This window comes from Ponticaulis profundi, from assembly GCF_042659465.1.
Lineage (GTDB): Bacteria > Pseudomonadota > Alphaproteobacteria > Caulobacterales > Hyphomonadaceae > Ponticaulis > Ponticaulis profundi.
In genome coordinates, this window is the sequence record NZ_JBHSSW010000002.1 from 94,184 (window position 1) to 106,836 (window position 12,653).

Here is a 12,653-nt window from a genome sequence, read left to right on the forward strand (position 1 = left end):
CAAATTCTTCGATCCCGTTAAACATATCCCGCTTTTGCTTTACCAATCCTTAGCGTCCCTAACGTTAATTTGAGAGCTATGAAGAACACGCCTGTTTCTGTTGTGCTGTGCGCACGCAATGAAGCTGATCGGATTGAAAAGTCGATCCGGGCCATTCAGGCGTGTCAGCCAGACGAGCTGATTGTGGTCGATGGTGGTTCAACGGACGACACTGTTGCTATTGCTGAACGTCTGGGAGCACGCGTTATCCGGTCCGGCGGCAAAGGGCTTGCGCCTGACCGTCAATTGGGTGCCGATCACGCAACTTGTGACCTGGTCGCCTATATCGATGCGGACCATCGGCCGACGCCAGATGCAATCAACGGCTTGCGCCGGGACATGGAAGAGTTTGGGCTCGACGTGGTTCAGGCAGGTGTCGGTATAGAAAACAACGGCTTCTGGAACCGCGCAGAGCATGACGCCATGGTCGTCTTTCAGCATAAGCCAGGGCCGCGCAGCCAAATGATTGGTGTCGCACCGACGCTGTATCGCCGTGAAGTGCTACAGGCTGTTCGCTTTGATGAGGTCAACAAAGACCAGTCCGACGATGCGGACCTGTTCAAGCGGATCGTCGACACTGGACTCTACACGTTTGGCGTCGGACGTACAGTTGTCCCGCAAGAGCATCACTCTGATTTTTCGGAATATGTCGGAAAGTTTCGCTGGTATGGCCGCCGCGATGCAGAATTCATTCGAACGCATCCGGACCGCGCTCATTCCATGCTGTTTCATCTGTTCGTTCGTTATCCGATCTGGAGACCGATCAAGGCGGTCGCGATGGGCAAACCTCGCGCTGCGATTTATTTCTGGGTGTGTGGTGGCATCCGGCTTGGGATCGTCATCAGGAAAACGATCTCAAATCTGTTTTCATCGCCATCGCCCAAGACTGAAACAGGAGATGTCACATGACCCTTGCTGTGGTTGTACAAGCTCGGATGGGGTCATCGCGCTGCCCTGGTAAAGTGATGATGGATCTCGGTGGAGCGCCGTTTCTAAAACGCTGTCTGGACCGATGTGATCGCATTCCGGGGGCCGACCTCGTCGTATGCGCCGTACCCGACAACGCGCATGATGATCCAGTGGCTAACGCTGCCGCAAGCTGGGGATACGCGGTTGTGCGTGGTTCCGAGACGGACGTCCTGGCGCGATACGCAAAGGCGGCTCGGGAAGTCCAGGCCGATGCAATCATGCGGGTCACATCCGATTGTCCTTTGATTGATCCGGAGATCTGCGGAGAGACCATTCGTTACTGGCAGACGAGCGGAGCGGATTATGGCTGCAACAACATGCCACCAGGCTTTCCGCATGGGCTGGATTGTGAGGTCTTCGATGCAGATGCACTCTTTGCAGCAGAAGAACTGGCAACCGATCCATATGAACGCGAACATGTCACGCCATGGATCCGCAGCCATCCATCCTTGAAACGGTCGACAATTCAGGGGCCGGGAGGTGGTATCGAAACCTTACGGTGGACGCTCGACTATCCGGAAGACGTCGAAATGTTTCGCGCGCTTTACGCTGCGTTAGGAGATTGCGCACCGATGGCCAGCGCCAGCGAATATCTCTCAATGTGTCTTCGCAGGCCTGATATCCCTGCGATCAATGAGATGCGTCACGATCCGGCGCGGCTCGCGGCGACTTTGCGGGCCGACCTGACGAGCGAGATGGTCTCTCTGCGAGGAGCGGCCTGATGACGGTTCTGGTTCTTGGTGCAACTGGTCTTCTTGGCCGTGCGGTTATGAAAGAGCTGAAGGCTCGAGGTATTCGGGCACTCGGGGCGGCCCGCTCAGGAACAGATCTCGCGGTGGATATTTCCAACCGAATGGCTCTGTTTCGACTGCTCTGTCGGGTCGACTGTCAGACGGTGATCAACTGCGCCGCCAATATCAATCTGGCGGAATGCGAAGCTGATCCTGAAATGGCATACAAGGTGAATGGCGCTCCGGTTGGTGTGCTTGCAGCCTGGAGTCTGCAGACCGATAATCGCTTCATCCAGATTTCGACCGATAATTACTTCGAAGGGTCTCTGCCGGTACAGCATGACGAACAAGCGACCGTGAAGCTGAAGAACGTGTATGCGGCATCGAAATTTGGTGCAGAAACGATGGCTCTGAAATCGCCTTTGAGCCTCGTTCTGCGCACAAATATTTGCGGCGCAGAGAAAGGGTTCGGAAAATGGGCTCTGGATGGCCTGTTGAATGAAAATCCGATCTCTCTTTTCAACGACTACTTCACTTCGACCATGCATGTCGGTGCCTGCGCGCAGGCGATCGTTGATCTGATGCTCAGCAAGCAGACCGGATTGATGAATCTTGCGTCCCGGGAAGTGTCTTCGAAGGCGCAATTCGTTCACGCCATGGCGAGCGAGCTCGGTATTACACTTGACTGGGCAGTTACCAAATCAGCGGCAGGCATGGCGCCGGAGCGCGCACTTTCCTGCGGACTTGATGTCAGTCGCGCTGAACAGGCGCTCGGTCGTCACTTGCCAGATCTCAAAGACACAGTACGCGCGCTTATCGCGGAGGATGCCAGATGCGTTACGCTCACGAATTTAAAATCGGCAATCGCCGTATAGGCCTCAACGAACCGACTTACTTCATTGCGGACATTGCCTCCTCACACGACGGTGAATTGTCCCGTGCGAAAGAGTTGATCTGGCTGGCCAAGGAAGCGGGCGCGGACAGCGCCAAGTTTCAGCATTTTCTGGCCCGTGACATCGTGTCGGATGAAGGTTTTCAGGCGCTTGGTGGTCAGATGGCGCACCAATCTGACTGGAAACAATCGGTCTATGATATCTTTGAAAAGTACCAGACACCGCGTGACTGGACGAATGAACTCGTTGCGGAGTGCAAAAAGGCTGAAATCGACTTCATGACCACGCCATATGACATGGCGGCGATTGAGTTGGTGGACCCGTTTCTGAAAGCCTTCAAGATTGGCTCGGGCGATATCGGCTGGTCGCAATTCATTGAGGCTGTATGCGATCGTGGGAAGCCCGTTTTTCTGGCGACCGGCGCAGCAGATATGGATGATGTCGAGCGCTCGGTTGAGGCGGCACTTGGCAAGACGCGTGAGCTTTGCCTGATGCAGTGCAATACCAACTACACAGGCAGTCTCGAGAATTTCGCAAATGTGAACCTCAATGTTCTGAGGAGTTTCGCGCTGAAATACCCGGGTATGCCTCTGGGATTGTCAGATCATACGCCCGGCCATTCAGCTGTGCTCGGCGCTGTGACACTGGGCGCATGTGCTGTCGAAAAGCACTTTACCGATGACAATGACCGCGACGGTCCTGATCACCCGTTCTCCATGAATCCGCAAAGCTGGCGGGATATGGTCGATCGCACGCGAGAGCTCCAACTCGCGCTTGGTGACGGAGTGAAACGGATTGAGGCGAATGAGATCGACAGCTCTGTGGTGCAGCGTCGCTGTATGCGTCTCGCAAAGCCGGTGTCTGAAGGAGACATTCTCAGCGAAGATTGCCTGGAAGCCCTGCGTCCAAGGCCGGAAGGATCTGTGGAGCCGTTCGAGCTTGAACTTGTGATCGGTCGGCCAGTTCGGGCAGCCCTGAAAAAGGGTGACGCCCTGATGTGGGAGCATGTTGGCTGATGCTGTTGGGTGAATATACGGGCCTGCGTGCCATTGAAGAGGATGACCTCGAGCAATTGCTTGTCTGGCGCAACGATCCCGCCATGCGTCGCTATTTCCGGGAGTATCGCGAACTGTCTATGGCGAACCAACGCGCCTGGTATGAAAGCAAGGTCTTGGGCGACCCTGCGACGCGCATGTTTGCGATCGTGGAACGCGGAACTGAGCAGCTCATCGGTGCCGCGGGTCTTTGCTATATCGATTTCATCAACCGGAATGCTGACTTTTCGATCTATATCGGTGCGGACGATCTCTACATTGATGATGAGTTGGCCCCGGATGCCGGGCGTGTGTTGCTGAAGTATGGGTTTGAGGAATTGCACCTGCATAAGGTGTGGGCAGAAATTTATTCCATAGACGATGCCAAGCAGCGTCTTTTCTATGAGCTTGGTTTTGCCAGAGAGGGCGTCCATCGCGAGACTCACTTCACCGAGGGTGGGTGGGTCGATAGCCTGTTTTATGGACTCCTAGCCCGCGACTTCGAAACATAAAGCTCGTATTATCAAGGCTTAAAGATTTTTCATAGTTTTGCTATTGATAATCATTCTCAGTTATGAATAAGCTAGTCTCGTTGAAAGGGACACGGCCTGTAGGGGCGATGTATCGGGATGTCGGCAACTCGGCTCTTCTGTCTGTCGGTTGCGTTATTCCGAAGTTCAGACGGCGTTGTGCAGTCACGTGGCGCGGTTTGGATTTGCAAATGGTTTGGCAGTTTGTCGGCCCCGGCGCATCGCTCCTCCCCAAGACGTGTCCTCCCGTTCAACACGCTTGAAATCCAACTGGCCGCAACGGGTCCTAGCAGTCACGAGCCATGTCCGGTTCTGGAAGCACCTCCTTCGGAACCGGCCCCGTTGCGGCCTCCTTTTTGGGGTCCATTATGCCAGATTCAGCTTTTCACCGGGATGTTACCTTGTCGGAACTTGGTCATGGCGCGGGGTATTTCCTCTGGGGATTTCGGGCGTTCGCGTTTGGGCGCCATCAATGTGGGTGCCTGAAGCGAGGCTACAATGTTTTGTTTGATGCGCTCAGTAACGACGTACTAAACGACATTTCTGATTTGAGTGCTTTGCTGGGCCGTGTCGGGGGACGCCGTATCAAGCTGGCGAAACCTGGCTGTATGCATGTCACCCACGATGAGGCGTCATTGCTGGCTGCGATCTGCGCCGCCCAGGATGGGGATGTCGATCTGAGAGATGCGCACCTTTCCTGGCTAATGGCCGGAGACGCCGATCAACGTGTGAGCTATATCTGTGAACGTGTTGGCGGCCTGTTTCGTGTGATTGGTTATCCTATAAATGCGCCTGGGCAGCAGGTGACTCACGAGGAGCCGTCGGTCTCTCTGAACAGCTTGCAGGTGGTTGGAACAGCGTGAGCATGTTCTTACGGGTGGGCTTTTGAGCGCCGTCCCATTAACGGGTTTGCCCCGGAAATTTCGTGTCACTTCGCGTATTTTGACGTGCTTCGTTAAGAACTCCGTTATCTGAATTGTGGATAATCAGAGCCAAACCCTGCCAGCAGTAGGCTGGTCTGGGATGTTTGGTGGCACTCCTATGGTGGATCTGGTTCCCTTCGATTTCTCGGCTTTGTCGGGATACTATAATGCGAAGATCAATTATCGGCTGGCGTCTCAGACCTCAGCTGCGAGCCAGGCTGCGTCTGCCACTCCGAACTCAAACGCTGTCGCAGATAGCGAACTGCCATGGCGCCAGGAAGTCGATGCCAAGAAAGCGCTTATCTCTGCGATGGGGGCGGGTGCTTTCATCTCGGACAGTGCTGCGCGCGAAGCGCGCGGGGATAGCAGCGATGTTACAAAAATTCTGCTCGCATATGAAGCCCTGGCGCAAGCCAAAGTCATCGCAGACGCCGCGTTGGAAGGTGATCTCCCGGTTGGGCAGGAGGGGCGTGCTCAGAAACGCATCCTTGAGGCGATCAATGATGTGTCCGGATTTCTAGACAGCGTCGACATCAAGAAATCGATCCTGATCACGGGTGAGCGCGTTTCCGTCGCTCAGAGTGAAGTCGCGATTGCGCGCTCAACGTATGAGTACAATACGAAAGTGCTGCACGAAGGCGACTATGACGCGGAAGTTGCTGCTTTTCAGGGTAGCAAGACATTCAGCATTCAGGTCGACAAGATCAACTCCACACAAACCGTCAATATCGATCTCGCCGAAATGGGCGGGACGGTTCGAAACCTCGATAATGTTGCAGACTTCATCAACGGTAAGCTCGAAGAAGCCGGAATTCGAACACGGTTTGAGCGTGTAAAGGTTGGCACCGAAAACGAAGATGGCGTGATTGAAGGCAATCAGTTCGGCTTCAAGATCGAAGGTGTTTCCACCGAACAATTGTCGTTCTCGTCAACGGATACGCAGACAGCAGCTGTCATGGTTGGTCAGTCCGGCGGTGCAGGCAATAGCGGTGGTCAATTTTCCGTCTGGACGGGCATCGACACCGACACGGTTGAGCGCGCGACAGCCTCCAGGCTGGGCGAAGATGAAAACGACACAGAGTTTACGGCAACGGCTGTGCATCCGGATGGCGGTTATGTCGTCGTCGGCACGACAACGGGCGTCGTTGGAAACGGTGAGACTAAGGGCGAGCAGGACGCTTTTCTGGCGCGCTATGATAGCCAGGGAAAAATGGTCTGGTCCCGCAGCCTGGGCGCAGCAGAAAATGCCGAGGGTCTGGACATTGCCGTGTCATCGACTGGTCAGATCGCAATCACCGGCGTCACGACAGACAAGCTGACATCAGGCTCAGTTGGTGGTCAGGAAGATACGTTTGTCACGCTCTACGATGCAGACGGCATTGAGCAGTGGACGCGTCAGCGGGCTGCTTCATATGATGACCGGGGTACGTCAATTGCGTTCGCGTCTGATGGTTCGATCTTTGTTGGCGGTACAACCGCATCATCCATGACGAATGATGCGCTGGCCGGTGGTTCAGATTCCTTTGTCGAAAAGCTGGATGCGCAGGGCAATCAGGTCTGGATCCGCCAGTTTGGGACAAGCGGCAATGACAGCGTTACCTCTGTTGCGGTTGCCGATGATGGCTCCATCATTGTCGCAGGCACCGAAGATGGTGAAGGTGTGGTCCGCCGCTTTGAAAGCGACGTGGATACGCCAAACGACTGGTCTGTTTCGCTCGGCAATCTTTATGGCGGTCAGATCAATGACGTTAAAATCGCTGCGGATGGCTCTGTTTTCATGGGCGGCGTCACACGCGCGGCAGGCGAAAATGCCACCGGCTTTACAGCAACCTCGCAAAGTGACCGCGATGGCTTTGTGGCCAAGCTGAACCTGACAGGCAATTCCGCGAATCTGAACTGGATTCAGCGCCTTGGCGGTGAAGGCTATCAATCTGTTGAAGGCATTGCGCTGAGCGGGGATGAAGTGATCGCCGTTGGAACAGGTGAGGCTGTTTTCGGTACCGGCTCATCCGACAAAGATCAGTCCGCTTACATGACGTCGCTGGCGCAGACGACAGGCGCGCAGGACTGGACACACAGCATAACCGGACGCGGCGGAGCGGCGACGGCATCTGATGTTGTCCTCAATACGAATTACTCATCCACGCTGGATGCCTTTGGCTTGCCGGATGGCGAAATGGTCGTCTCTGATACAGCTTCGCTGACAGACCGGCTTGCCCTTCGTGCTGGTGACCATTTCTATGTCGCGGTCGATGGCGGGTCAGAGAAAAAAGTCACGATTGAACAAGGTGATAACCTGCGTTCCCTGACCTTCAAGATCAATGCTGCACTGGTTCTGGACGGGACCGCAGCCGTCCGTCGTGGTTCTGATGGTCAGAGCCTGAAAATCACGCCAGCAGAGGGCTCCAAGATCGAACTGATTTCCGGTTCTGAGGGCAATGACGCGCTTGCCGCGCTCGGTCTGACCGAAGGGTTCGTCATGGAAAAACCAGTTCGGACAGGCGATGACGAACAGAATGACGGTCCTGAGATCGTGACGATGGGGCTGACCAACAAAGTGTCTTTGGAAACGCAGGAGAGCATTCAGGATACGGTTGATATGCTCGACACCGCGCTGCGTGCACTGCGCACGGCCTATCGTTGGGCAATTGATGATCCGACTTTGACATCGCTTCAGAACAATAATTCGAACGGCAATACGAGTGGCGCTGTTCCGGCCTATCTGACAGCGCAGATTTCCAATCTGCAAGCTGGTCTGCAGCGTCTGTCTGCAGGCGGTGGTGGCGGAGCTACGAGCCTGTTTGCCTAAGAGGCGGCCCTAAAGGTCGCGCCAACGGCCTGAAGGCAGGCCGTCCAAAGACCAGTCACCAATCGCATAGCGGATCAGCCGAAGCGTTGGGAAACCAACAGCGGCTGTCATGCGTCTTACCTGCCGGTTCTTTCCTTCGGTAATGCGTAGTTCGATCCAGCCATCCGGAACGGATTTGCGATATCTAACCGGCGGATCGCGTGGCCAAAGCCAATTGGGTTCGGCGATGCGTCTGGCCTTGGCGGGCCTGGTCCGGCCATCCTTGAGATCTATGCCGGTCTGAAGCGCGTCCAGCGCCTCATCCGTGATGTCACCTTCAATCTGCGCGAGATAGGTCTTTTCCGTCTTGAATTTTGGGCTGGCGATCCGGTTCTGAAGGCGACCATCGCTCGTCAGGACCATCAGGCCTTCACTGTCGCGATCCAGTCGACCAGCTGGATAGACGCCTGGAACATCAATGTAATTGGACAGAGTTTCCCGGTCAGACCCGCTGGTGCCGGAATCTGTGAACTGTGAGAGCACATTGAATGGTTTGTTGAACAGGAGGGTGCGCGTCATCAGCGGCTTTTAATGGTCGGTGACGAGATCGTCAAAGAGGTCGAGTGTCTCACTGTCCCTCTGGCGCCCAATGCCGTCGCCGAGATAAAAGCACGGGTGCTTCACCGAATGCAGGCCACCTGCAACTTCGTAGTGGACCCAGCCACCATTTGGCATTTTGACCGATCTCACTTTTGCGCCGCAAGCCGGACAGTTGTGCTCGTGCCGCGATTTGTATTGCGTGCGATCACCGAGTTCCCGAAGGATCCAGCTGGCTGCGACGTGCACCACATCACCAGACTGGAGTCTGCGTGTATGCGCTTTGCGATAGACGAGTTGAACCGGCATGTCGTGCAATCCTTCCTTGCCCGATCAGAACGCCTATTTTCCTAATAAAGTGCAAAACGACCTCAGCCGAAACTGAGGTCGCTACATGGAGGTTGGTCTGGGGAACCAACGTGGGAAACAAAGTAGCGCGGCATTACGCCTGATTTGATTCAGTCGAATGACGGATTTGTTTCAGATTCATGACATGTGTCATTTTCCTGATATTTGTGGGCACGGGCTGTCGAATTGCAAGCTGTTGTGAGCCGAGGCGGGACCTCGTATAGCTTCGCTGACCTTTTCGGGTTGTGACCTCTTTTGTGATTACCTCAACGGTTCGACTATGCCTTTGCTCGCATTAAATCCGGAATTGCCTGTGACGGAACTTCAGGCGAAATTTTCTGAAAAGCGCCGCCTCCAGATTTCGGATTTTTTGACCAGGGAATCGGCTGAGGCCCTAAAGGCCGCGCTGGAGAAACGTGAGTGGAATCTGGTCCTGAACGACAGAGAGCGTCATATTGATCTTCCAAAGTCGGAATTTGCGAAAATCGGATTGTCGCGCATGCAGGCTGCGATCAAGCAGGCACAGGGGCGGGCGGCCTCTGAATTCCAGTACGTTTATGAGAACATCCCGATCGCGGATGCGGTGCAGTCCGGACGTTTGAATGATGATGTTCTGAAGGCGGCATACGAGTTGATGAATTCAGGCGAGGTTATCGCGGCTCTGCGTACCATAACGGGGCTCGATATCGACTTTTGCGACATGCAGGGAACCAAGTACGGGCCGGGTCACATGCTGACGCCACATGATGATGCGGTGGCTGGGAAGAACCGAAAGTTCGCTTACGTTCTCGGCATGACGCGGGATTGGTCGGCGGTCTGGGGTGGTCAGCTTCAGTTTCTGACCGAACAGGGCGATGTGCTGGAGAGCTTCGTGCCGAAATTCAACACGCTGTCGATTTTCGAAGTGCCGATCTTGCATCATGTGACGCAGGTCGCGAATTTTGCGCCGCGTGCACGGATTTCCTGTACGGGTTGGTATCGGACGAAAACCTAGGACTCTTTAAAGCTCGCATTGAATTTACGCACGAGCGTATGAAGCTGCATCAGCTCTTCCAGAGGCAGTGCGAGCTGGCAGGCGACCTGAACCGGTATGTCTTCGATATCGCTGCGCAAAGCCTTTCCCTGATCAGTCAGTGATACGCGAACACGTCGCTCATCCTGTGGATCGCGGCGGCGCATCACGATGCCTGCGGTCTCAAGGCGCTTCAGAAGCGGTGTCAGCGTTCCCGAATCGAGCCCGAGTGCGGAGCCGATCTCGCCGACCTGCAAATCGTCATTCTCCCACAGGACAAGCAGTGTGAGATACTGAGAATAGGTAATGCCGAGCTTATCCAGGAAAGGGCGATACAGCCGAGTCATACGGTTTGCGGCTGTATAAAGGGCAAAGCAGAGCTGACGATCCAGTTGTAGCGTGTTCTCGATCGTCAGGTCTTGCGGGTCTGAGTCTTTCTGTTGCGTCATTTCACCCTTACGACCGGTTTCACTTCAATATTGCCTTTGATGGCATTTGAGTATGGGCAAACCGCATGCGCATCTGCAACCAACTTTTCGGCCGCATCCTGATCAAGGCCTTCCAACTCAGCTTCAATTGTCACGCCAAGGTCAAAGCCACCGGATTTGTTGGCATTCAGTGAGACGCCAACGGTGATCGCTGATCCCTCCAGGGGAATTTTCTTGCCTTGAGCAACATGATTGAGCGCGCTGTCAAAGCAGGCTGCGTAACCGGCAGCGAACAATTGTTCAGGGTTCACACCATTGCCAGAGCCGCCCATCGCTTTCGGGATCGACAGGTCGGTTTTGAAGGCGCCGTCGAGTGTTTCGGAGGTCCCGTTGCGTCCGCCAGTCGCGCGCGCAGAAGTTTCGTAAATTTTCATGTCAAAGCTCCATGTGTGAGATAATCGTAATGTGAGCAATAATATTGTGCACAATAAAAAAAACGCAAGTGCGAAATCGCTTTGTGGCGAAAACAAACATTTGCTTCGCCGATTCCTCCTCTATGGTGAGGCTGAAGCGTCAGTCATAATGAAGCAGTTGGGGATGAGGGCATGATCGGTCTGTCACTGGGCGACATCACGGTATCTATTCAGCTGGCCATCGCGCCGATTTTCCTGCTGGTCGGTACTGGATCCCTTTTGAACGTTGTGACCACCCGGCTGGGCCGCATCATTGATCGCGCAAGAATACTGGAGCAGGCCGTTGAAGCAGGTGAGGATGCCGTGCTGGAAGAGCGCCATGTGATGGAACTCAATGTGCTCGACAAGCGCATGCGCTTTGGAAATCGCGCGGTTCTGTTCTCCACCATTTCTGCCGTACTGATATGCCTTTTGGTGATCCTGATCTTTCTGTTGGATTTGCTGGGGCTGCCCGCTGCGGCTTTGATCGTTGTGGTCCTGTTTGCAGGTGCCATGGCATCGCTAAGCATTGGGCTCATCAGCTTCCTGATCGAGGTCTCGATTGCAACGCGCGTGCTGCGAGTCCGCCATGAGTTGCTCGCGCGCCGTCGTATCGTTCAGGAAGAAGCGGGTTAGCGCCCGGGACTTTTATTTGCGAAAGCGAACTTCCACCATGCGATTCATCGGGGTCGCAAGGCCATCACTTGTCAGCGCATCTGTTTCGCCCATCGCAATGATCTCAATCACTTTGACGCGCAGGTCTGCGTCCTGAAGTGCTTTCTGAACGGCCTGTGCGCGTTTGCGTGATACCGCGAGATTGACGTCGGACGCGCCGCTGGCATCTGAATGGCCTTCAATTTCGATGGCAGATAGTTCACAGGTCGCTTCGCTTTCGACAATCTTGCCGATCACTTTACGTGCGGTCTCGTCGAGGGTTGTCTGGCCAGATGCAAAGTAAACCTGAAAGTTTTCTTCATGGCAGGGCGGGCCGGCGACCATATCTTCAGCTTGCGGCGCGAGCGGCGGAGGCGCTGCAGGCGGTGATGTTGAGCAGGCAGCCAGCGCTGCGCCGCCCAGAAAAATTCCGATCAGAGTTTTATCGAACGTCATTGTCAGCCCCTTGGGATTACCGTCTCAGCCCTGAAATCATGGTCCGCTGCTTTCTTCTGTGCGTCAATTCTTAACGCGTGAGGACGCGATTGGCTCATCAGTTTGGTGCTGCTGGAGCGGGAAACTGAGTGGTAATGTAGATGAGGGCGTGTGGAATCCGGCCCGATGTTAACATCTTTTTCCAATTTTCGGGGTGCGGTGCAGGGTTTGCTTAACCATCCGGAAAGCACTCCGTGAGGTTATAGGGGAAACACCAGAACGGAGCCTGTTCTATGCTGAAAGACCTCATTGCACATATCGCGAGCGACAGTGACATGTCGCGGCAACAGGCTGAAACAGCGCTCGGGATTGTACTGAATGCATCAGAGCGCCAGGGATCGGCATTCTCCCTACGCCTTTTCAAAATCATGCCGGAGGCAGGTGAACTGTCAGCGAAAGCAGGCGAAGAACTTGGTGCTGCAACAGGCGTGATCGCTCGTTTGATTGAGCAGACACCTGGCGGGCGGATGTCTGTTGCGACCTCCATGATCCGTAACCTTCAGAAGGCGGGCCTGGGTCACAACCAGATTGCTGGGCTGTTTCCTTCGATTTCGAATTATTGCGAGGCGCGTTTCGGTCTCAAAGGCTTCGCTCACCTTGGCGACCTCCTCAGCGAGCCGCGTACCGAGGTTGATACTGCAGATGCTGTCGCCTGATTTTAAAAGTTCACACGCAAGGCCTTGAAGAGCTGCTCAATGAGCAGCTCTCTTTTTTTGTGTGAAACTCATCGCTTGCTGCCTATTGCGGCTTACCGTATCAG

At 54.8% G+C, this 12,653-nt stretch carries 15 protein-coding genes; 10 read left to right on the plus strand and 5 right to left on the minus strand.

Annotated elements, in window-relative coordinates; translation table 11 throughout:
- Window positions 1-78 precede the first annotated feature (78 nt).
- The 7 genes from ACFQDM_RS01330 to ACFQDM_RS01360 all read left to right on the plus strand — a co-directional run bounded on the left by ACFQDM_RS01330 (window position 79) and on the right by ACFQDM_RS01360 (window position 7,928).
- The gene (locus ACFQDM_RS01330; RefSeq protein WP_377374449.1) at window positions 79-948 is read left to right on the plus strand and encodes a glycosyltransferase; all 870 of its coding nucleotides are present in this window, start codon (window positions 79-81) and stop codon (window positions 946-948) included.
- On the plus strand, window positions 945-1,730 hold the full coding sequence (locus ACFQDM_RS01335; RefSeq protein WP_377374452.1) for a cytidylyltransferase domain-containing protein: 786 nt from the start codon (window positions 945-947) through the stop codon (window positions 1,728-1,730). Before ACFQDM_RS01330 ends, ACFQDM_RS01335 begins: the two co-directional genes overlap by 4 nt.
- Window positions 1,730-2,614 carry an SDR family oxidoreductase gene (locus ACFQDM_RS01340; RefSeq protein ID WP_377374455.1) on the plus strand — a complete coding sequence of 295 codons (885 nt, stop codon included), beginning with the start codon at window positions 1,730-1,732 and terminating at the stop codon, window positions 2,612-2,614. Before ACFQDM_RS01335 ends, ACFQDM_RS01340 begins: the two co-directional genes overlap by 1 nt.
- Window positions 2,572-3,648, plus strand: coding sequence for an N-acetylneuraminate synthase family protein (locus tag ACFQDM_RS01345; protein ID WP_377374458.1), 1,077 nt, complete (start codon window positions 2,572-2,574; stop codon window positions 3,646-3,648). Before ACFQDM_RS01340 ends, ACFQDM_RS01345 begins: the two co-directional genes overlap by 43 nt.
- Complete coding sequence (locus tag ACFQDM_RS01350; RefSeq protein WP_377374461.1) at window positions 3,648-4,178, plus strand: GNAT family N-acetyltransferase; 531 nt, start codon at window positions 3,648-3,650, stop codon at window positions 4,176-4,178. Before ACFQDM_RS01345 ends, ACFQDM_RS01350 begins: the two co-directional genes overlap by 1 nt.
- Before the next feature lie 386 nt (window positions 4,179-4,564).
- Window positions 4,565-5,059 (plus strand): hypothetical protein, encoded by a 495-nt coding sequence (locus tag ACFQDM_RS01355; protein ID WP_377374463.1) that lies wholly within the window; start codon window positions 4,565-4,567, stop codon window positions 5,057-5,059.
- Between the two features lie 178 nt (window positions 5,060-5,237).
- Window positions 5,238-7,928 (plus strand): hypothetical protein, encoded by a 2,691-nt coding sequence (locus ACFQDM_RS01360; RefSeq protein WP_377374466.1) that lies wholly within the window; start codon window positions 5,238-5,240, stop codon window positions 7,926-7,928.
- 9 nt (window positions 7,929-7,937) lie between these two features.
- On the opposite strand, the gene ACFQDM_RS01365 is transcribed toward ACFQDM_RS01360, so the two are convergent.
- Both ACFQDM_RS01365 and ACFQDM_RS01370 read right to left on the minus strand, forming a co-directional pair.
- Window positions 7,938-8,486 (minus strand): pseudouridine synthase, encoded by a 549-nt coding sequence (locus tag ACFQDM_RS01365; protein ID WP_377374469.1) that lies wholly within the window; start codon window positions 8,484-8,486, stop codon window positions 7,938-7,940.
- Window positions 8,487-8,495: 9 nt separating this feature from the next.
- Window positions 8,496-8,813, minus strand: coding sequence for a hypothetical protein (locus tag ACFQDM_RS01370; protein ID WP_377374471.1), 318 nt, complete (start codon window positions 8,811-8,813; stop codon window positions 8,496-8,498).
- 409 nt (window positions 8,814-9,222) lie between these two features.
- On the opposite strand from ACFQDM_RS01370, the gene ACFQDM_RS01375 reads away from it, so the two are divergent.
- Entirely contained in the window at window positions 9,223-9,846 is a 624-nt protein-coding gene (locus ACFQDM_RS01375) for a 2OG-Fe(II) oxygenase (protein WP_377374474.1), read from the plus strand.
- Here ACFQDM_RS01375 and ACFQDM_RS01380 read toward each other — a convergent pair.
- On the minus strand, window positions 9,843-10,313 hold the full coding sequence (locus ACFQDM_RS01380; RefSeq protein WP_377374476.1) for a MarR family winged helix-turn-helix transcriptional regulator: 471 nt from the start codon (window positions 10,311-10,313) through the stop codon (window positions 9,843-9,845). The genes ACFQDM_RS01375 and ACFQDM_RS01380 overlap by 4 nt on opposite strands.
- On the minus strand, window positions 10,310-10,726 hold the full coding sequence (locus ACFQDM_RS01385) for an organic hydroperoxide resistance protein (protein ID WP_377374479.1): 417 nt from the start codon (window positions 10,724-10,726) through the stop codon (window positions 10,310-10,312). Before ACFQDM_RS01385 ends, ACFQDM_RS01380 begins: the two co-directional genes overlap by 4 nt.
- A 171-nt stretch (window positions 10,727-10,897) precedes the next feature.
- Here ACFQDM_RS01385 and ACFQDM_RS01390 point away from each other — a divergent pair, with 171 nt between their 5' ends.
- On the plus strand, window positions 10,898-11,380 hold the full coding sequence (locus tag ACFQDM_RS01390) for a DUF2721 domain-containing protein (protein ID WP_377374481.1): 483 nt from the start codon (window positions 10,898-10,900) through the stop codon (window positions 11,378-11,380).
- 12 nt (window positions 11,381-11,392) lie between these two features.
- On the opposite strand, the gene ACFQDM_RS01395 is transcribed toward ACFQDM_RS01390, so the two are convergent.
- On the minus strand, window positions 11,393-11,854 hold the full coding sequence (locus tag ACFQDM_RS01395; protein ID WP_377374484.1) for an OmpA family protein: 462 nt from the start codon (window positions 11,852-11,854) through the stop codon (window positions 11,393-11,395).
- A gap of 272 nt (window positions 11,855-12,126) precedes the next feature.
- Here ACFQDM_RS01395 and ACFQDM_RS01400 point away from each other — a divergent pair, with 272 nt between their 5' ends.
- Window positions 12,127-12,549, plus strand: coding sequence for a hypothetical protein (locus ACFQDM_RS01400; RefSeq protein ID WP_377374487.1), 423 nt, complete (start codon window positions 12,127-12,129; stop codon window positions 12,547-12,549).
- Window positions 12,550-12,653: the final 104 nt, after the last annotated feature.

Coding starts and splice junctions, on each gene's coding strand:
- ACFQDM_RS01370 (WP_377374471.1), bottom strand. CDS start 8,813: ATGCCGGTTCAACTCGTCTATCGCAAAGCGCATACACGCAGACTCCAG.
- ACFQDM_RS01400 (WP_377374487.1), top strand. CDS start 12,127: ATGCTGAAAGACCTCATTGCACATATCGCGAGCGACAGTGACATGTCG.
- ACFQDM_RS01395 (WP_377374484.1), bottom strand. CDS start 11,854: ATGACGTTCGATAAAACTCTGATCGGAATTTTTCTGGGCGGCGCAGCG.
- ACFQDM_RS01355 (WP_377374463.1), top strand. CDS start 4,565: ATGCCAGATTCAGCTTTTCACCGGGATGTTACCTTGTCGGAACTTGGT.
- ACFQDM_RS01380 (WP_377374476.1), bottom strand. CDS start 10,313: ATGACGCAACAGAAAGACTCAGACCCGCAAGACCTGACGATCGAGAAC.
- ACFQDM_RS01390 (WP_377374481.1), top strand. CDS start 10,898: ATGATCGGTCTGTCACTGGGCGACATCACGGTATCTATTCAGCTGGCC.
- ACFQDM_RS01335 (WP_377374452.1), top strand. CDS start 945: ATGACCCTTGCTGTGGTTGTACAAGCTCGGATGGGGTCATCGCGCTGC.
- ACFQDM_RS01360 (WP_377374466.1), top strand. CDS start 5,238: ATGGTGGATCTGGTTCCCTTCGATTTCTCGGCTTTGTCGGGATACTAT.
- ACFQDM_RS01345 (WP_377374458.1), top strand. CDS start 2,572: ATGCGTTACGCTCACGAATTTAAAATCGGCAATCGCCGTATAGGCCTC.
- ACFQDM_RS01330 (WP_377374449.1), top strand. CDS start 79: ATGAAGAACACGCCTGTTTCTGTTGTGCTGTGCGCACGCAATGAAGCT.
- ACFQDM_RS01340 (WP_377374455.1), top strand. CDS start 1,730: ATGACGGTTCTGGTTCTTGGTGCAACTGGTCTTCTTGGCCGTGCGGTT.
- ACFQDM_RS01365 (WP_377374469.1), bottom strand. CDS start 8,486: ATGACGCGCACCCTCCTGTTCAACAAACCATTCAATGTGCTCTCACAG.
- ACFQDM_RS01350 (WP_377374461.1), top strand. CDS start 3,648: ATGCTGTTGGGTGAATATACGGGCCTGCGTGCCATTGAAGAGGATGAC.
- ACFQDM_RS01385 (WP_377374479.1), bottom strand. CDS start 10,726: ATGAAAATTTACGAAACTTCTGCGCGCGCGACTGGCGGACGCAACGGG.